Consider the following 18,191-nt stretch of genomic DNA (forward strand, 5'->3'; position numbering starts at 1 on the left):
TTCCTGACTCCGCTTTCTAGGCAAATATGAAGAGCAACGCCGCGATAGCGAAACCGATAACTGATTCGAGAAGCTGTTGCACGGTCCACACCTTCAGAGTGGTCTTTACATCCATGCCCGTTAATCGACCAACCAGCCAGAAACCAGAATCGTTGACGTGTGAAGCAAACACCGAACCAGCGGAGGCAGCCATAGTGATACAGACCACACCCCACGGCGAAAGCTGACCAGCGGATACTGCCTGTTCAACCGCCGGCGCCAACAGTGAAGCCGCCGTCACCAGCGCTACCGTGGCAGACCCTTGTGCCAGACGCAGAGCCACCGCAATTAGGTACGCAGCCAGCAAGAGCGGAATACCCAAATCATCCATAGATTTAGCCAGTGCGTCGCCGATTCCCGAAGCCCGCAGAACCCCGCCGAACATGCCACCAGCGCCGGTAATGAGCACCACCGAACAAATCGGTCCCAGCGCGGAATCAACCACCTTTTCGAGGACGGTTTTGTCTTTAGTGATTTTGCCACCGAGAACCGCAATCGAAACCAGAGTCGAAATCAGCAACGCAATGGGGGTATCGCCCAGAGTGATGAGGAACTTCACCCAGTCAGCGTCACCGCTGACAATCCCCACTTTAGTCAGGGTCGAGAACCCGGTGTTCATGAAAATCAACAGCACCGGGAGCAGCAGCAACGCGATGATTGTGCCCACCGAAGGGGGATTATCGGGAAGCTCATCATCCGAGACGTTCCCGAACACATGCGAAGCCTCAACCTGGACTCGCGGAGCGATGAATTTAGCCCACAGATAACCAGAGAGAATAAAAGTCGGAATAACGATGATGAAACCTTGCAGCATCACCAAACCCATGTTGGCATGGAAATACTCGGCTGCGGCAACAGGACCGGGGTGCGGCGGCAGGAATACGTGCATCACTGAGAAAGCGGCAGCCGTAGGAATCGCGTAGAGAATAATCGAACCCTTCAGGCGTTTCGCAACTGCGAACACAATCGGCAGCATCACAATCAAGCCCGCATCAAAGAAGATAGGAAAGCCCAGAATCAGGGACGCCACGCCCAAAGCTAGAGGGGCACGTTTCTCACCAAAGATATTTATCATGGCATCTGCCAGTACCTTTGCGCCTCCGGATTGCTCAACCATCTTGCCGAGCATGGCACCTAAGCCAACCAGCAACGCAACTGAGGCAAGAGTGCCTCCAAAGCCATCTTTCATCGCCCCCACGACTGAATCCAGGGGCAGACCGGTAGCGATAGCCGTGAGGAAACTGACCAATACCAAGGTCAGAAAAGCATGAAGCCTGAATACAATGACCAGGACCAAAATCAGGGCTATTGCAGCTACCGCTATGCCGAGCAACGGTAATGTCCCCATGGTTTGGGTCCAACCTTCTATCTCAAATGGTTGCATCTAAACTCTCCTTTGAACATAGAGCAAACTCTCACTTGTTATTGACCGCCGGACCACCCCATAATCCTCACGAAAGGCTCTGTTGGTAGGTGACTAGCAGCGGATATGTACCAAAAGTCTACTGTAAAGCGTGATGCTTTGGGTCGGAATAACTGCCCAGGTGCAGATAATGCGACTTTCCACCGCGTGCACTCACAGAGATCCTGCGGACAGACCCGCAATAAACAATATGGAACTAGGATGTTTTAAGATGCCCGACGGACTGGGGCTACTGACTCGACACGGAGAACACCATGAAGAACAACCTGCAAAAATTATTAGTAACCCCCACCTCTTTTGCCTCTGCCGAACTGAAGTTTGCCCGCAAACTCTTGGAAGAAAGTGGCTACGAAGTCACCTATAACCAGTCAGGCAAGCCACTTGACGCGGATCAGCTGGTCAAAGCCGCGCGAGATTGCGTGGGAGTTTTGGCAGGTTTGGACGATTTTTCAACGCCGGTCTTAAATCAGCTCCCTGACTTGCGAGTGATTTCTCGGTATGGCGTGGGGGTTGATCGGGTCGATTTGCGCACTGCGGGCGACAACGGAGTCATCGTAACCAACACTCCAGGCGCCAATTCCACCGCGGTCGCCGAGATGGCGTTGTCCAGCATGTTTACCCTGGCACGCCACGTCTCCCAGTTGAACGAAACAACACGGCGGGGACAATGGTTGCGGGTGGTAGGCACAGAGTTATCTCAAGCTACTTTGGGAATCGTGGGATACGGCTCCATCGGGCGGGCTCTGCGCCGTCTGGTCACGGGTCTGGAAATGAAAGTGCTGGTTTATGACCCGTTTTTCGACCCTGACACCGACCCGACGGTGCAAGGCGTGGAGCTGGCTGAACTGGTGCGTGAGAGCAATTTCATTTCGCTGCACCTGCCTCTCACGCCTGCGACCGAGCATTTATTTGATGACTCGATGTTTCGTCTCATGTCTCCCGGCACATTTTTGATTAATACTTCACGAGGGGGGATTATCGATGAGTCCGCCGCCGTCGTGGCCCTGGAAGCCGGTCAGCTCGCCGGTCTTGCTTTGGACGCCTACGAGCAGGAACCGCCCTCACCTGAACATGAGCTATTCCGCTTTTCGAATGTCATCGCGACTCCGCACAGTGGCGCGCAAACGGTGCAAAGTCGAATCCGCATGGCGAGGGGCGCAGTAGACAATCTCTTGCGGGCTTTAGCAGGAGAATCGGTAACTAATCTGGCTGCTGAGGCGGTTTCCTGAATCTGAACACCGCGCTAACGACTGCCGATATACTGAAATCAGCCGTGACCTTTAGGAGTGCGCGATGAATGTTTTAGTGATTGAATCATCGACCAGTTCAGCCAAAGCGATGATTTATGACACGGAAAAGAAAGATTTCACTGTCGAAAATTCTTTCTATCCGCCCATGGGTAACGATTTGACCCAGCATGATCCCATGGTGGTTTACGAAGCGAGCCTAGCGGTAGCCAAAAAACTCTTGCGCGGGAGGACCGACATCGACATCATCGTGCTTTCTGGGGTATGGCATTCCGTAGGATTGTTCAACTCCAATTTGGATCCGGTGACCCCCATCATGCAGTGGTCAAACACCAAGGCTTCTGATCAGGCTGAGGCTTTCCGCCGCAAACCCCAGCTGACCAGGGATTATTATAATCTCACCGGGGGCTATCCCAACGCCATCTATCCCTTCTTTAAGCTTGCTTTCCTTAAGGAAGAGGGATACAACATTTCTACCTACATCACCATGGGTCAAGCCACCTATAACTTCTACCGCTTGACCGGGAACATCAAAGTGTCTCGCTGTATGGCGTCCGGTTCCGGACTGGTTAATATCACCACGGGAGAATATGATCCGAAGCTGTTAGCGGTGATTAATCTCGAGCCTTCGCAGCTTCCGGAAATTGTCGATAACGACTATCACGCGCCACTTTCTGCCCAAGCTGCCGCCAGTTTGGGTTTGCCGGCAGGAATTCCTGTGGTTCCCGCCATGTCCGATGGGTCTCTAAATCAGCTTGGTTCGGGCGCCTTGCGTGAAGGGCAAATGACGCTGTCAGTGGGGACGTCCGGAGCTTTGCGAGTCACGTCTCCGCAACCACAATTCCACCCGGATATGTCTACCTGGTGCTACATCGGACCCAAGAGTTGGATTTCCGGGGCCGCAACAGCGGGTGCCTGCAACACGGTGGATTGGTTTAAAGGTTTATCGCTGCGCCCTACCACTTACGATGAACTCGAAGCGGGAATGGATTACGCTGCCGATACACCAATCTTTCTCCCCTTCATTTTTGGAGAACGTAATCCCGGCTGGGGAGATAAACGCAAGGGCGGTTTCGTGGGTATGACCTCGAAACACGATTTCAAGCAGACTTACCAAGCCGTGTTGGAAGGGGTGTTGTTTAACCTTAAACAGTGTTACGACGCCATAACCAAACTGAACGGAGAACCTGAGCGCATCCTCATCTCGGGGGGAATCCTCCACACCAACATCTGGTCCCAGTTGGCAGCTAACGTGTTTGGACACACCCTGACTCCCTGCCTAGTGAAACAAAACTCCATGATGGGAGCCGCCTTATGGGGGGCGTACCTGCTGGATAACACCCTCTCTTTGGAGGATTACGAGCCTCCGGTGGGTGAGGAAATCGTCCCACAGGAAGAATATGCGGAAATCATGGATCAGAAATATCAACGCTATCTGGAGGCTTACCGCGATAACGCCAATCGGTAACGCCTCCAGCTGGTTCGCACAGATTTCTAACTTTTGATATGTTCCCGACCTTGTATCGTATCGTGTACCCGTCCACTCGGATTCCCACAGCTGTAATCAAGGGCCCTGATGGAGGTCCGGTGACAGGGGATATAGTGAAGTAATGGAATTGGTCCTCCTGACTGCGGTAGTTTTACTGGGTACCTGCGTACAAGGCTTGGCTGGGATGGGTTTTGGCATGATTGCCGTCCCGGTTTTGGTGGTGGCAGCGGGTGCTCACTATGGAATCTTGTGGGGAAATATTTGCGGTGGCTTAGTTACGTTGCTGCTGTTCGTGACCGGTTTTCGGGATATTAACTGGTATCGTTTTCGCCTGTTGATGTTCAGCGCTCTGCCGGCGCTGTTCGCTACCGTCGTCACACTGCGGTTCGTACCGGATCGGACTTTCTCAATTTTTGTGGGAATCATCATGCTGGCCATGGTGTTCTTTTCCATTTTTGCGCCTCGTTTTCGGGCAATACCGGTATTTTCGGGGTCTCTGATTTTTGGTTTTCTGGGGGGCATGATGAGTGCCCTGGTAGCTCAATCTGGACCGGTTATGGCTGCTTACTCGCAAACTACCCGGTGGACACAGCGAGAATTTGCGGCTACTTTGCAGCCACTGTTCCTGTGTTTCAACGTCATTGTGGTCACCAGCAAAGTCTGGTTTGGTGGGCAAAACGCCGTGCTCACTTCCCTGCCCGCACCCACGATTGCCGCTATCTTGGGGGCTATCCTGGTCGGCACCGTCGTTGCGCGGTGGCTGAAAAAATTCGTCAAACCCCAGTGGGCTCGTAACTTAGCATTGGCGCTGGCAACATTTGGGGCTCTGCGGGTCATCATCAGCGTGTGCTTTCCCGGTCTGCCCTAATGTCACAAGACCGGTGTGGTCTCGTTCTCGGTTCTGCGGGTGCTCTACACTGTAGGCACAGAATCGTTCACCACGACAGCCTGTCAATCTATCCGCCCAGCACAAAGGAGTTCTGGTGAATTTAACTGAAAAAGAAAAAATGCTGAATCAGATGCTCTACAAAGCAGACCGAGACCCCACCCTTTGCCGTGAAAGGGATTATGCCAAAGACTTGTGCCTGGAATACAACCAAATTCGACCTTCTGGCCACGACGCCCAACACCTGCTGATGCGGGAACTCTTGGGCAAAACCGGGCAACATTTCACCATAACCGCCCCGTTTTGGTGTGACTACGGCTACAACATAGAAATCGGGGAAAACTTTTACGCCAACCACAACACGGTGATGTTGGATTGTGCCCGAATTACCTTCGGCGACAATGTTTTCATTGCTCCGAACTGCGGGTTTCACACAGCTGGTCACCCGATTGACTACGAGAGGCGTAACCAAGGTTTGGAGTACGGCCACAGCATTACCGTGGGTGACAACGTGTGGATTGGAGCCGCTGTACAGGTTCTGCCAGGGGTGAGCATTGGCAGCAACGTGGTCATCGGTTCGGGCAGTATCGTCGTTAAAGATATCCTCGATAACTGCGTAGCCCTCGGTAACCCCTGCCGAGTATTGCGGGAAATCACCGATGCCGACAAACTGACTTCTTGGAATCGCTTTGAATAAAGCCAGATTTCTCTACATTTTTTGCCCGGAGAATGCCGATTTGGGGAATCGCGTAGGTTGGGGCTAAACTTAATGACCGAAGCGCTCGTAGCTCAATGGATAGAGCATCTGACTACGGATCAGAAGGTTGGGGGTTCGAGTCCCTTCGGGCGCGCTGTTCCCCGGAATCCGCTGCGATCCAGCGGACCGGGGAAGACTCATTTAACGCCCTCGATTAGTGCCGGAGACCTCGGGCTGACAGGCTCACTTGCCATCCATCAGCCCTAGACGGACGCTATTGCGGGGACTACCACAAAATCCGATAAGGTATAAGGCGATGAAAACAAGCGAGCCGATGATTACCCTGAGCGGGGTTAGTAAAATTTATAATGTGAAGTCCGCTGCGGACGGAACCGTTCATGCCCTGGACAACATTGACTTGACCATAGGCAAAGGTTCCATTCACGGCATCGTCGGACAATCCGGTGCCGGCAAATCCACCTTAATTCGTTGCTTGACTGCGTTGGAGAAACCCACCACAGGTTCCATCACTCTTGAAGGTCAAGAAATGACCGCCTTGAGCGAGGCGGAATTGCGTCAAGCACGACGCAAGATTGGGATGGTGTTCCAGGCTGCGAACCTGCTGGATTCACGCACGGCAGCGGGAAATGTCGCCTATCCTCTCTATCTGTCTGGTGTACCCCACGGCAAGCGCAAGGAAAAAGTCATGGAGCTACTGCGCTTGGTAGGTCTGGAGGAACGCGCCTCGTCCTATCCCTCCCAGCTTTCCGGAGGTCAAAAGCAACGGGTCGGCATTGCTCGTGGTCTGGCCACCAGTCCTCAGGTTCTGTTATGTGATGAACCAACTTCGGCGCTAGATCAAGAAACCACCAGTCAGGTCCTGCATCTGATTCGTGACCTTTCCGAAAGTTTGGGGGTCACCGTGGTGATTATTACGCACGAGATGGCGGTGGTGCGCGAAATTTGTGATTCCGTCACTCTGCTGGAACATGGCAAGATTATCCAAACCGGCACAGTTGAGGACATCTTGACCGAGCCAGAAAGCCGTTTAGCGCTTGACTTGGTTCCCCGACCGCAAGTTAAGAGCAAGCCGGTGCTGAACGGTAAACCGGCGACGCTGGTGGACATTGCCTTCAACTCCAATCCGGGCAAGCCTACCGGGTCTGCAGTGATGTCTATGGTTGCTGCTGCAGGGGCGGATATTGCCGCCGGAACGTTTGAAACTGTAGGAAATACCCAGGTCGGACGGCTAGCTTTAGCGGTTTCGGCGGAAAACATGAATGGTCTGATTGCAGCGATGCGAGCCAAGGGTGTGTATGCGAACGTCAGACCGGGAGATGCTTTGAACTCGGAGGAGGAAATCTAAATGCTGGAACTCCTGCCCACCCTGCTGCCCTACAACGCTGATTTAGTAAACCAGGTGAACTTTGTCGCGGCATCAGCACAATCTATTGTTCCCGCTGGACCTGGAGATCCAACTTGGTTTGACAACCCCGCAATCACGCGAGAGATGCTTCCTGCCACCCTGGAGACCCTGGCAATGACCGTCGTATCGTCTCTGTTTACAGTGCTATTTGGTCTGCCAGTGGGGCTGTTTCTGGTTTCCACAGCGAAAACCGGTTTGACCCCCAATGCCACAGTGAATCGGATTTTGGGATTCATCGTGAACCTGGGACGCTCCCTCCCGTTCTTAATTTTGGCAGTGTTCATTCTCCCGTTTACGCGCCTGGTGGTAGGAACCACAATCGGCTGGCAACCTGCCTGTGTCCCGCTAATTGTCGGCGCCACGCCTTTCTTTGCTCGTCTGGTTGAATCCAACATCATGGGTGTGGATGCCGGCAAGATTGAAGCCGCCCAAATGATGGGTGCCAGCCGCCGCCAAATCATGTGGGGCGTACAGGTCCGCGAAGCACTTCCCGCCTTGATTCAATCCACGACCGTGCTGGTCATCACCATCATCGGCTATTCCGCGATTACCGGGGCTTTTGGTGGGGGAGGCTTGGGCTCTCTGGCAATTAATTATGGCTACTCGCGTTACCAAGCCGATACTCTGCTGGTTTCGCTCATCGTTATCGGCGTTATCGTCATTGTTTTGCAGGCCATTGGAGACTTCTTTACCAGGGTCGTGGATCACCGCTAAAAATTCCTGGTCCGATGGTTCAATAACGAATTACACTGGTTCTGCCATTAGAATTGCCCCAGACTGTCTTAACTGTTGGCGTCCCTGAGGAAGGAGGGGGTTTTGGAGTTCTTTGACCGCGTGAAATCCAAACTGCAACGTTCCGGTACGGACAAACCTATAGACGTGACTCAGGCCATCCGCCAAGCCATGGATCGAGGCGCTACCCCGATGTCTCGCGAACGCACAGTGGCACCTAATTATTTTGAGATTTCCCTCACCCCAGAAACTGATGCCGCCTTTGAACAGTGGGGTAAAGAAGCCTTGTTGCAAGAATTTGTGCGCGACGCCAACGCTTACGCCACTGAGCAGAATTACTCTTTGACCGGTTCGGTGTATGTCGAATTTACCCCGCTGAATCCGGAACAGCGTCGCTTGGAAGTCAGGGCTCGTTCCGTCTCCGGGGCACGTCCAGTCTCCAGCATGGAACCAGGAACGCCAGCTCAGTCAGCAGTACCACCCTCCTCTGCCAATCTCGAGCCGCGCCCCGCACCAACGCAAGCGCCCGCCAGAGAGGAATTGGCGTGGAAACCACTGGAATCCGCTGCTCCTGCTGCCCCAGCACACCTCAGTGACACAACCAATCCTGCGGAATCCGAACTTTTGGCGAGGCATGAGCAAAAGCCGTTGTTGGAAGTAGTAGGGGGACAAACCTACCTGCTGGTGGGAGAACGTACTGTGGTGGGACGGGGACACAATGTGGACATCACATTGAACGATTCTGGAGTGTCCCATCAACATTTTGAAATCGTCCAGGTCGGCACTAACTACGTGCTACGCGATTTGGGCTCCACGAATGGAACTTTTGTAGAGGGCAACCGCGTCAACGAGGCAACTCTCTTGGATCGCAACGTAGTGACGGCAGGTCGGGTCAAAATGATTTTCTGGCGACAAGCCGCCTCACCGCGAGAATCGTGAGACTAGGGGCGAGCCGTTGAATGAACTGAGTTTTTCTTTACTGCGCCTGGGATACTTGGCTTTACTGTGGCTCTTGGTGGGCGGTTCTATCCTGGTTTTGAGTCGTGACATCTACGGTACGGTGGTCACGCGCCGCGACCAAGCCAAATCCTCGAAGCCTGCAAAAGGTCGTAAACCAAGGAAACGTGATGCCGCTGTCTCGACGCTTTTGGTCACCGAAGGTCCTCTGACCGGGTCTTCCTTGCAGCTCACCGATAGACCGGTCATCGTGGGACGCGCCCCCACTTCGACTTTGGTGCTGGATGATGACTACGCTTCGGCTCAACACGCCCGGATTTATCCGCAAGACGGTCAGTGGTTTGTAGAGGATTTGGGCTCCACCAACGGAACTGTCGTGGGAGGAGTACGGATTACTTCTCCCACCCCGCTCAGCGCACACACTCCGGTTCGCTTCGGACAAACCATAGTGGAGCTGCGCTGATGTCAATCCAATTGCGGTATGCGGCTCGTTCACACGTCGGTTTGGTTCGGAAAAACAATCAGGATTCCGGTTATGCCGGACCGCATCTGTTGGTGCTGGCTGACGGAATGGGTGGTCCCGCTGGGGGTGACATTGCTTCCTCGGTGGCAGTGGCGCATTTGGCACCGCTGGATGCGGATTCCCACGCTGCTGATGACTTGTTGAATTTGCTGCGTGATGCCATTGGAGAAGCTCACCGAGATTTGGTGGAACTGTCTGGCAGTCACGAGGAGTTACAGGGACTGGGCACCACTTGTGTGGCGATTTTACGTTCGGGCAACAAGATGGCAATGGTTCACGTGGGTGACTCTCGAGCCTATCTGTTGCGGGATGGCGAGTTGACCCAGGTGACGAAAGATCATTCTTTTGTACAGTACCTGGTGGAATCGGGCGAGCTGACGCCGGAGGAGGCGGCACACCACCCGAAACGTTCCGTTTTGTTGCGAGTTTTGGGGGATTCAGAAGGTGACGTGACTCTGGACGAGTCCGTGCGTGCAGCAGTGGTGGGGGATCGCTGGTTGCTGTGTTCAGACGGGCTGAGCGGGGTCGTTTCCGCAGAAACTATCTCTACCGTTCTCGCGGAAGGAGAAACGCCTGAAAGCTGCTGCGAAGAACTGGTCGGTTTGGCACTCAAAAGTGGCGCTCCTGACAATGTGACCTGCGTGATTGCCGACGTGGTGGATTCTGATGAGGAACTGACTGCCACCGCTCCGCAAATCGTCGGAGCAGCCTCAATTCGCCCTGCCGGAGCCAGTATCAGTGAAGCCACTCCCGCTGAGAAAGCCGCGATGCTACGCCGGGGGAAGCCTTTGGAGCAGGACGAATTTGCCACTCGCACCCCGAAAGATCCCCGCAAGATGACCCGGCGGGGCTGGTTCATCGGCATATTTTTGACGCTGGTGATTCTGGCAGGTTTGGGGTTCGGTGCTTGGTTTTCCTATGGCTGGACTCAAACACAATACTTTCTCGGTGTGAATCACGGCGAAGTTACCCTGTTTAGGGGGATTAATCAGTCCATCGGCACGTGGGATTTGTATCACCCTGTCGAAGGTCTGGGAGTACGCAATTCCGATTTGGCACCGGTCATCCAGCAGCGCCTGGAAAAGAGCATTTCCCTGCGTAGTCGTGAGGAAGCCCGTGCGCTAATCGCGTCTTGGCGAGACACCGGCATGATTAAGGGAGCGAAAAAGCCCACACGGAAACTTGTGAACCCGAACCCGACAACACCACCAACAGAGGCAACCACGTCAACGGATGATGACGGAAATACTGCTGGAGGTAACCAGTAATGGCTACCATTGTGCAGTATCCTGCCAGATCCGGACGTCGCTCTGAGCTGGTGTTGCTCATCCTGGCAATCGCGATTGGAGTCGGAGGCTACCTCTCAATCATGGTCTCCCACCCGGAAGCTCCCCAGGTGTGGTACTGGTATTGCGCCGCTATCGCTGGGGGAGGAATCGTAGCGCACGTGGCGATACGATTTTTGGCGCCCTACGCTGACCCGGTCATCATGCCGGTAGCTTTAGCCATAAACGGAATTGGTCTGGCAATGATTTCCCGCCTGGACCTGTACTATCAGCACCGCGCTGACACCACCGGTTCCAACGCGATCCGCAACGCCATGCTGACCCAGGTCAACAATGAACGCCAGGTCGTTTTCATGATTGGTTCCCTCGTGGTGGTCATTCTGACCCTGCTGGCTTTCAGGGATCATCGCAGCCTGCGAAAATTCGCCTGGCCGGCGTTGATTGTCGCTGTTTTACTGATGCTTTCCACCAAGATTCCGGGACTGGGTCAAACCGTCAACGGTGCCGATATTTCCCTACGAATTTTGGGACTCACGCTTCAACCCAACGAATTTGCCAAGATTTTGCTGGCAATTTTCTTTGCCGGCTATCTGGAATATCGTCGGGATTCCCTGGCTATTGCCGGAAAAAAGGTCGGGTTCCTGCAACTGCCTCGATGGCGTGACCTCTTGCCGATTCTGGTGGTGTGGGCAGCGGTAATGGGTCTCTTGGTGCTGCAAAAGGACCTGGGGGTCGCGCTGCTGCTGTTCGCCATCTTTGTCGCCGTACTTTATGTCGCTACGGATAGACCCTCCTGGATCATTTTTGGTGTCGTGTTGATGATACCGATGGCAGTCATGGCTTACCTGTCCTTTACTCACGTGCAAGAACGGGTGACAAACTGGCTACACGCCCTGGACCCGAATGTCGCCAGCCCGGACCGGATTGGCGGTTCGTGGCAGCTGGTCAACGCCCTGTTCGGCATGGCTTACGGAGGTTTGACCGGGACCGGTTGGGGTTTGGGTAGACCTGGTCAAACTCCCTTGGCGAATTCGGATTTCATTGTGTCCTCTATCGCTGAAGAAATCGGACTGACCGGCATGTTGGCAGTGATGTTGCTGTACCTGATCCTGGTGCTGCGCGGATTGCGCGCTGCAATGGGGGTACGTGACGGTTTTGGGAAACTGCTGGCCACCGCTCTAGCTTTCGGCATTGGAGCACAGCTGTTTATCGTGGCAGGAGGCGTGACCCGACTGATTCCCTCCACCGGTCTGACCGCCCCGTTCCTCGCTGCAGGAGGCGTTTCTTGTGTCGCCAACTGGTTAGCGGTGGCTCTGCTGCTGCGCATTTCTGATTCGGCACGTCGACCAGTTCCTTCCAATGGAGCTAATGGTTTTAGGTTGACGTCCGGGGGATCAGCCGGCGATGCCGGGGAACCCCTTGATTACGCCGCCACTGAAAGGGTGGTGATGCCCCAATGAACGCACAGATTCGCCGTTTAGCGGTTGCTTTGATTGTCATGATTGTGGCTTTGATGGGGGCATTAACGTACCAGCAGTTCATCTTCGCTCCGACCTTGAACGCAGACCCCCTGAACCGTCGGGTTACCGACGCCTACTGGAACCAGGAGCGGGGCAAAATCGTGACCGGCGACGGCGCCCTGGTACTGGCTCAGTCGCTGCCCGTCGGTTCTCCGCCGGACGTGACCTACACCCGAAATTATCCCCAGGGTGCAAAATATGCCCACATTACCGGATATTTCCCAGCAGCAATTCGTGGTCAAATGACGGATTTGGAAAAGGTCACTGAACCGGTTTTGTCAGGCAAAGCGGATTCCCAATGGATGCAACGCTTACAAGACCTGTTTACCGGTGCTCAGCCACAGGCTGGAAATGTCTCCCTAACCCTCAAACCCGCGGTCCAAGACGCGATGGTAACGGCGCTATCCGGAAAGACCGGTGCCGCAGTGGCGTTGAACCCAAAAACGGGAGAAATCCTGGGAATGGCATCTTCCCCCGCTTTTGATCCCAATGCTTTGAGCGGTACTGACGGCACCGCGCTGCAAAATACGTATAACGCCTTGCTCGCCGACCCCCAAAAACCCCTGTTAAATCGCGCGATTAGCGAACTTTATCCTCCGGGTTCGACATTCAAGATTGTGACTGCCGCTGCTCTGATGTCTCATGGCGCAGTAGATGCGGACACGGTGGTGGACGCTCCCGATACGCTGGATTTACCGGGTACCAACGTCAAGCTCACCAACTATGCCGGTGAGTCTTGCGGAAATGGGAAAGTACCCTTCCGAAAAGCCTTTGCGATGTCCTGTAACACCCCGTTTGCGGCATTGGGAATGCAGTTGGGCGGACAGCCCTTGCAGGCACAAGCCAAAGCCTTTGGTTTCGGCACCGTCCCGAACGTGCCTCTGACCGGGGTAGCTTCCCAATTTCCGCCCCCGGACGCGCCATCTTTCCTGGCGAACGCCGCGATTGGTCAGCAGTCCGTGCGGGTGACTCCCCTGCAGATGGCAATGGTGGCGAGCGCGGTCGCCAATGACGGAAAAATCATGACGCCCTACCTAATTAATCAGGAAATGTCCTCCGATTTCCAGGTCCTCAAGCAGTACACTCCACAGGAATTCAGTCGGGCAATGTCACCGGAAATTGCCGCCAGCATCCGCCAGATGATGGTTGACGTGGTGCAATCCGGAACCGGCAAAGCTGCCAGCATTCCCGGACTTGACGTGGCGGGTAAGACCGGAACTGCCGAAACGGGAGTAGGGCGTGGTCTGGATCATTGGTTTGTGGGGTTTGCCCCGGCACAAGACCCGCGCATCGCCGTAGCGGTTGTGGTGGAGGACCCGCAGGGCGTGCGCGGTACCGGTGGAACCGTAGCAGCACCGCTGGCGCGCAGTATTTTGCAGGCAGGAGTGAGCCAATGATTGGGGCAAATACGGTGCTCAACGACCGTTATCGCCTGGTGTCCATCCTGGCAACCGGCGGAATGGGGGTGATTTGGCGCGGTTGGGACAAGCGCAGCCAAAACGTCGTTGCGGTCAAGGTGTTAAAGGAGGAACTCATCGGACAGGAAACTTTCCTGGCACGTTTACGCGCCGAAGCCACCAATGCTGCCCGATTGCATCACCCCAACCTTGCCGCCGTTTTTGATTGGGGAGAAACTGACGGTCAGGGCTGGATTGTGATGGAGCTGGTGGAGGGTCGTCCCCTGTCAGATATTTTGGCAGGCGGTCAAATTCTGTCTTGGGAACAGCTCGCCCCCATCCTCATCCAAATTTCTCACGGTCTGCAGGCTTCTCACGAGGGACACGTCATCCACCGCGATGTGAAGCCTTCAAATATCTTGGTTTCTGACAAGGGAGTAGCGAAACTGACGGACTTCGGAATTTCGTTGGCACCGCGTGCTGAGGCCCTGACCGCGGCCGGGATGGTGATGGGTACCGCCCAGTACCTGCCTCCCGAACAGGCGATGGGGGAAACCGCGACTGCCTCGGGCGATATTTATGCGCTGGGGGTCATTGCCTACGAAGCCTTGGCTGGAAAACGCCCGTTCACTGGTCCCACTCAGGTCGACATCGCGATGTCACACGTGAAAGACCCGGTTCCTCCCCTTCCGGATTCTGTAAACTCCCAAGTGGCAGCGTTGATTTACCAGATGTTAGAGAAAGACCCACGGCTGCGCCCCCAATCGGCGAAACAGCTGGCTGAGTCGATTCAGGCGCTCTGGCACGGCACGGTGCCGCTGTCGTTTACCCCGCGCATGAGTTTTTCACGCAACCTGGCAGATGCTCCCCCGACCGCCCAGATGCCCGTGGCGCCGGTCGACAACACCCCGGAAGATACCTCGTCAGACTCTCAGCCCACGGACAGACCCGCCGAATCGGTCCACCCTGCGGAATCTGTGGCGTCAGTCTCCGCGCGTAAACCGGTGGTGTCCCCTGCCGCCATAACGCCCGCAAAATCAACTATGGCACCGGTCGATCCGAAGCTAACAGACCAGGCACCGCAGTCCCCTCGTGCGGTCCCAAATAAACCCCATGCGACCCCCGCGGCAGCCCCGCGCCAGGCTCCATCCAACTCGCCTGCCCCGGAGACGTCCGCACCGCCCTTGCGACCCGCTTTTCATCGCGTAAAACCGGGACAACCGGCAGCCATTCCGGTGGGTTCTCAGGTGATTCCTCCCGAACGTCACGAGGAAATGATGCGTTACCTGGAAGCCAAACCACTGCCCCAACCGCAGACGGGATCGAAACAAAAACTTATTGTTGCATTAGTCATCACCGCGGTGGTGTTGATAGCGTTGATTTTTGGGCTGGCAACTACCCTGCGTACCGGGGCCTCAACCGGTAACCTTGAATCGGGTTTGACCGTGACTGCGGTCGGAGCCCCAGCCAGCTCGCCAGTGGAGGAGGAAAACCTTGAGTCAGTCTGACCGGATTATCGGCGGGCGCTACGTAATTAACCAGCTCATCGGACGCGGCGGTATGGCGGAGGTCCATATCGGCAATGACACGCGCCTGAACCGGATTGTAGCGATTAAGATTTTGCGTCAAGATTTGGCGCGCGACCCTGTCTTTCAGGCACGTTTCCGTCGCGAAGCCCAGTCGGCGGCGAACCTGAACCATCCTTCTATCGTGGCTGTCTATGACACGGGTGAAGAAACTATCACCGCTTCGGATGGCGTAGAGATTAAAGTGCCCTACATCGTCATGGAGTACGTGGAAGGTCACACGGTGCGAGAGCTGCTGACGGACGGGAATCCGGTTCCGTTGGAAGAAGCGGTCGAAATCGTGTCCGGGGTCTTGGACGCGCTGGAATATGCTCACCATCAAAACCTGGTGCACCGCGATATTAAGCCCGGCAACGTGATGATTACCACGACCGGAAAGATTAAGGTGATGGACTTTGGGATTGCTCGTGCCTTGTCCGACTCCCAAGCCACCATGACGCAAACCGATGCGGTGGTGGGAACCGCTCAATATCTTTCTCCCGAACAGGCTCGTGGCGAGCAGGTTGATGCCCGTTCCGACCTGTATTCCGCGGGGTGTTTGCTGTTTGAGCTGCTGACTGGTCAGCCCCCGTTTAAAGGTGATTCAGCTGTGGCGGTTGCGTTCCAGCATGTTTCCCAGCTGCCGCCGCTGCCCTCCTCGATTGCCCCGGACATTCCAGAGTCTCTGGACCGCGTGGTGATGAAAGCGTTGGCAAAAAATCGTGAAGATCGTTATCCCGACGCGGCTCATATGCGTGCTGACCTGCAGGCTTCTCTGCACGGCGGAAATGTGGCGGCTCCCGCTACCGCAACTTGGACGGCTCCGTTGGCAGGTGATGCCACCGGCGCGACCACTGTCTTGCCGCCCGTAAATCAGGGCTATGCGGGCTATGGTGCCCCTCGGACCAGCGCCATGGCTCCTGCGGGACAAAACCAGCCCACCCAAACTTTGGACGCCACCGACCCGACCCAGGATAAACGCGCTAAGTCCCGCAAGAAAGCACTGATTATTGTCATCGTGCTGCTGGCGATTTTGGCAGCTCTAGGTCTCGGATATTGGCTGGTTTTCAACCAAGACAAGCCCACCGACGAAATGGTTGAGATTCCCTCGTTGGACGGCATGAATCAGGAAGAAGCCTCTGCTGCGATTACCGATGCGGGACTGGTGTTCCGGTTGGGGCGCGGGGTCAGTTCCGAGGATATTCCAGAAGGTATTTTTGTTAAATCCGATCCGGCAGTGGGGACGAAAGTTGCTAAAGGTTCCAAGGTGTTTGTCTCGCTGTCTACCGGTCCTGGTGATGCAAGTGTGCCCTCTCTAGCAGGGCTGACTCAGGAACAGGCGCGGAAGGCTTTGGAGGCCGAAGGCTTGGAGATTGGCAACATTACGACCGTTGATTCCGGCACGGTAGATAAAGACAAAGTCATTAAATCCAACCCTGCCGAGGGCGAAGCGGTTAAGCAAGGTGACTCGGTTGACCTGGAAGTGGCCTCCGGTAACTTCCGGATTCCCCAAGACCTCGTGGGGGGTACCAAGGATGCTCTGCAAAAGTTTGCGGACGCAAACCGGGTGCGTTTGACGATTACCGAAAAGGAAGATTCTACAGTTGAGCCGGGTACCGTATTGTCTTTGGACAAGGCCGGTCAGTTGGTCGGGTTGGATACGTCCATGACCGCGGTGGTAGCGATTGCTCCGAAGGAACCCACGCCCAAGCCCGAAGCTCCGACTGATACTCCCAGCACTCCTGCGGAACCTTCCCGCGCTCCGGAAACACCCGCCACGTAATGAGTTGTGCTGACCGGACATTTCCGGTCTCGGTTTAGTTGCCGGGCTGCGGTTGTTCCGTGGGTTCTAAGACCCAGGTGGCTTGACCTCTTCCGGTAGTGGGGTCCAAGACGTTGCGGCACAAGAATTTGTTTCCATCGGCATCAACGGTCGTCTGTCCGACCTCGCAGGTCGCACTGCTTTGCTGGGCGCGCCGTTCCTGTTCCATCTGCTGCCGTTGAAGGAGCATTTGTTCTTCGGATTCTTTCTGCGCCTGTTCCAAGCGTTTGTCATCTATAGCTTTTGTGACCGCGGTGATGTCCTCATCCAGCCGATCCGCAGAGGCCCGCATTGATTCGTTGAGACTATTGACTTTGTCATCTGGCACGGTGGACAGGGAGTTAACCTGGTCCAAAAGGCGTTTCGCGTCCTCAATTTGTGCCGCCAGGGACGCTCTGGGCTCGGTATTGGCTTCTAGATCCGCAGCGGTCTGCGCCAGCTTTTCTGCCTGGGAAATCTTATCTTCCAAGGCTTTTTGCGCCACTTTCAGGCTGCTGAGATTCTCCGTTCCCTGAACTTTGCGCAGCACCGCCTCCAGCTCAGTTTGCAGCTTTTTCAACGCGTCAGTCTGAGCCATCATGGTGGAGGTTTTTTTGGCGACGTCCTCGCCGGAGCATTTCAGAGGCTTGATTTCTTTACTGGCCAGTTGAACTTTCGCCTGCATGTCGTCGAGCATCTTGGGGTCTTTGACCTGCGTGGAGTCTACCGTAGCCAAGGTGTTTTCCGCATCGGACACTACCTGTTGCAGCGAAGTGTACTGTTTAGTTAAATCTTGACTCGCCTTCGTGCAAGCCGAACGTGCACCTTGGGAACCGCCTCCCATCATCCACATCATGACCAAACCGATGACAAGCGCCACCAAAATGACGGCTGCCACAATAATCGCGATGGTCCAGCGACGACGAGCTTTGTGGTCGATTTGTCTCGCGGGAGGATTCTGAGGATGGGGACGTGCCTGGTTGGGATTAGGTCCCTGCCACGGAACGGGTCTTTGCGTATTACCCACCATCACTCACCTCTCGCGCCAAAACGAACTGCCCCTAGTCTAACCCGGAAGTGCGGGGAGGGATATTAGAGACTCGAAATCGTGACGTAGTGCCGGTCTCATCCTCTCTCATTGCGTCAGCAGGTCCCCAGATTGGTACGGTCTGAAGCGGTCGGAACCGACGGTCTATGAATTAT

At 55.2% G+C, this 18,191-nt stretch carries 15 protein-coding genes and 1 tRNA gene; 14 read left to right on the top strand and 2 right to left on the bottom strand.

Features of this window, described 5'->3' with window-relative positions; translation table 11 throughout:
* Positions 1 to 16 precede the first annotated feature (16 nt).
* Positions 17 to 1,423, bottom strand: coding sequence for a GntP family permease (locus tag HMPREF0573_RS03140; RefSeq protein ID WP_004007864.1), 1,407 nt, complete (start codon positions 1,421 to 1,423; stop codon positions 17 to 19).
* Positions 1,424 to 1,716: 293 nt separating this feature from the next.
* Between HMPREF0573_RS03140 and HMPREF0573_RS03145 the strand changes: the two genes are divergently transcribed.
* The 14 genes from HMPREF0573_RS03145 to pknB all read left to right on the top strand — a co-directional run bounded on the left by HMPREF0573_RS03145 (position 1,717) and on the right by pknB (position 16,970).
* Positions 1,717 to 2,691, top strand: coding sequence for a phosphoglycerate dehydrogenase (locus HMPREF0573_RS03145; RefSeq protein WP_004007863.1), 975 nt, complete (start codon positions 1,717 to 1,719; stop codon positions 2,689 to 2,691).
* A 64-nt stretch (positions 2,692 to 2,755) separates the two neighbouring features.
* Positions 2,756 to 4,177, top strand: coding sequence for a gluconokinase (locus HMPREF0573_RS03150; RefSeq protein ID WP_004007862.1), 1,422 nt, complete (start codon positions 2,756 to 2,758; stop codon positions 4,175 to 4,177).
* A gap of 142 nt (positions 4,178 to 4,319) precedes the next feature.
* Positions 4,320 to 5,066 carry a sulfite exporter TauE/SafE family protein gene (locus HMPREF0573_RS03155; protein ID WP_004007861.1) on the top strand — a complete coding sequence of 249 codons (747 nt, stop codon included), beginning with the start codon at positions 4,320 to 4,322 and terminating at the stop codon, positions 5,064 to 5,066.
* 115 nt (positions 5,067 to 5,181) lie between these two features.
* Positions 5,182 to 5,781, top strand: a complete 600-nt coding sequence (locus HMPREF0573_RS03160) for a sugar O-acetyltransferase (protein WP_004007860.1) — start codon at positions 5,182 to 5,184, stop codon at positions 5,779 to 5,781.
* 81 nt (positions 5,782 to 5,862) lie between these two features.
* Positions 5,863 to 5,935 (top strand) — tRNA-Arg (locus HMPREF0573_RS03165).
* Positions 5,936 to 6,097: 162 nt separating this feature from the next.
* Positions 6,098 to 7,147 carry a methionine ABC transporter ATP-binding protein gene (locus HMPREF0573_RS03170; protein ID WP_004007859.1) on the top strand — a complete coding sequence of 350 codons (1,050 nt, stop codon included), beginning with the start codon at positions 6,098 to 6,100 and terminating at the stop codon, positions 7,145 to 7,147.
* On the top strand, positions 7,148 to 7,921 hold the full coding sequence (locus HMPREF0573_RS03175; RefSeq protein ID WP_004007858.1) for a methionine ABC transporter permease: 774 nt from the start codon (positions 7,148 to 7,150) through the stop codon (positions 7,919 to 7,921).
* A 102-nt stretch (positions 7,922 to 8,023) separates the two neighbouring features.
* A complete protein-coding gene (locus HMPREF0573_RS03180) occupies positions 8,024 to 8,878 on the top strand; it encodes an FhaA domain-containing protein (RefSeq protein WP_041797920.1) in 855 nt (284 codons plus the stop codon).
* Between the two features lie 16 nt (positions 8,879 to 8,894).
* The gene (locus tag HMPREF0573_RS03185) at positions 8,895 to 9,359 is read left to right on the top strand and encodes an FHA domain-containing protein FhaB/FipA (RefSeq protein ID WP_004007856.1); all 465 of its coding nucleotides are present in this window, start codon (positions 8,895 to 8,897) and stop codon (positions 9,357 to 9,359) included.
* Positions 9,359 to 10,687: a PP2C family protein-serine/threonine phosphatase gene (locus tag HMPREF0573_RS03190; protein WP_004007855.1), complete on the top strand. Its 1,329-nt coding sequence runs from the start codon at positions 9,359 to 9,361 to the stop codon at positions 10,685 to 10,687. The genes HMPREF0573_RS03185 and HMPREF0573_RS03190 overlap by 1 nt, the downstream gene beginning before the upstream one ends.
* Entirely contained in the window at positions 10,687 to 12,165 is a 1,479-nt protein-coding gene (locus tag HMPREF0573_RS03195; protein WP_013188874.1) for an FtsW/RodA/SpoVE family cell cycle protein, read from the top strand. Before HMPREF0573_RS03190 ends, HMPREF0573_RS03195 begins: the two co-directional genes overlap by 1 nt.
* Positions 12,162 to 13,622 carry a peptidoglycan D,D-transpeptidase FtsI family protein gene (locus tag HMPREF0573_RS03200; protein WP_004011436.1) on the top strand — a complete coding sequence of 487 codons (1,461 nt, stop codon included), beginning with the start codon at positions 12,162 to 12,164 and terminating at the stop codon, positions 13,620 to 13,622. The genes HMPREF0573_RS03195 and HMPREF0573_RS03200 overlap by 4 nt, the downstream gene beginning before the upstream one ends.
* The gene (locus HMPREF0573_RS03205) at positions 13,619 to 15,130 is read left to right on the top strand and encodes a serine/threonine protein kinase (RefSeq protein WP_013188875.1); all 1,512 of its coding nucleotides are present in this window, start codon (positions 13,619 to 13,621) and stop codon (positions 15,128 to 15,130) included. Before HMPREF0573_RS03200 ends, HMPREF0573_RS03205 begins: the two co-directional genes overlap by 4 nt.
* Positions 15,117 to 16,970 carry a Stk1 family PASTA domain-containing Ser/Thr kinase gene (gene pknB, locus HMPREF0573_RS03210; RefSeq protein WP_004008636.1) on the top strand — a complete coding sequence of 618 codons (1,854 nt, stop codon included), beginning with the start codon at positions 15,117 to 15,119 and terminating at the stop codon, positions 16,968 to 16,970. The genes HMPREF0573_RS03205 and pknB overlap by 14 nt, the downstream gene beginning before the upstream one ends.
* Positions 16,971 to 17,004: 34 nt before the next feature.
* Here pknB and HMPREF0573_RS03215 read toward each other — a convergent pair whose 3' ends face one another.
* Positions 17,005 to 18,018, bottom strand: a complete 1,014-nt coding sequence (locus tag HMPREF0573_RS03215; protein WP_013188876.1) for a hypothetical protein — start codon at positions 18,016 to 18,018, stop codon at positions 17,005 to 17,007.
* Positions 18,019 to 18,191: the final 173 nt, after the last annotated feature.

This window comes from Mobiluncus curtisii ATCC 43063 (genome assembly GCF_000196535.1).
In the GTDB taxonomy this organism is placed as follows: Bacteria; Actinomycetota; Actinomycetes; order Actinomycetales; family Actinomycetaceae; genus Mobiluncus; species Mobiluncus curtisii.

Bases quoted from the DNA above. Each gene is read 5' to 3' on its own strand.
- HMPREF0573_RS03140 (WP_004007864.1), bottom strand. From the start codon at position 1,423: ATGCAACCATTTGAGATAGAAGGTTGGACCCAAACCATGGGGACATTA.
- HMPREF0573_RS03145 (WP_004007863.1), top strand. From the start codon at position 1,717: ATGAAGAACAACCTGCAAAAATTATTAGTAACCCCCACCTCTTTTGCC.
- HMPREF0573_RS03150 (WP_004007862.1), top strand. From the start codon at position 2,756: ATGAATGTTTTAGTGATTGAATCATCGACCAGTTCAGCCAAAGCGATG.
- HMPREF0573_RS03155 (WP_004007861.1), top strand. From the start codon at position 4,320: ATGGAATTGGTCCTCCTGACTGCGGTAGTTTTACTGGGTACCTGCGTA.
- HMPREF0573_RS03170 (WP_004007859.1), top strand. From the start codon at position 6,098: ATGAAAACAAGCGAGCCGATGATTACCCTGAGCGGGGTTAGTAAAATT.
- HMPREF0573_RS03175 (WP_004007858.1), top strand. From the start codon at position 7,148: ATGCTGGAACTCCTGCCCACCCTGCTGCCCTACAACGCTGATTTAGTA.
- HMPREF0573_RS03190 (WP_004007855.1), top strand. From the start codon at position 9,359: ATGTCAATCCAATTGCGGTATGCGGCTCGTTCACACGTCGGTTTGGTT.
- HMPREF0573_RS03195 (WP_013188874.1), top strand. From the start codon at position 10,687: ATGGCTACCATTGTGCAGTATCCTGCCAGATCCGGACGTCGCTCTGAG.
- HMPREF0573_RS03200 (WP_004011436.1), top strand. From the start codon at position 12,162: ATGAACGCACAGATTCGCCGTTTAGCGGTTGCTTTGATTGTCATGATT.
- HMPREF0573_RS03205 (WP_013188875.1), top strand. From the start codon at position 13,619: ATGATTGGGGCAAATACGGTGCTCAACGACCGTTATCGCCTGGTGTCC.
- HMPREF0573_RS03215 (WP_013188876.1), bottom strand. From the start codon at position 18,018: ATGGTGGGTAATACGCAAAGACCCGTTCCGTGGCAGGGACCTAATCCC.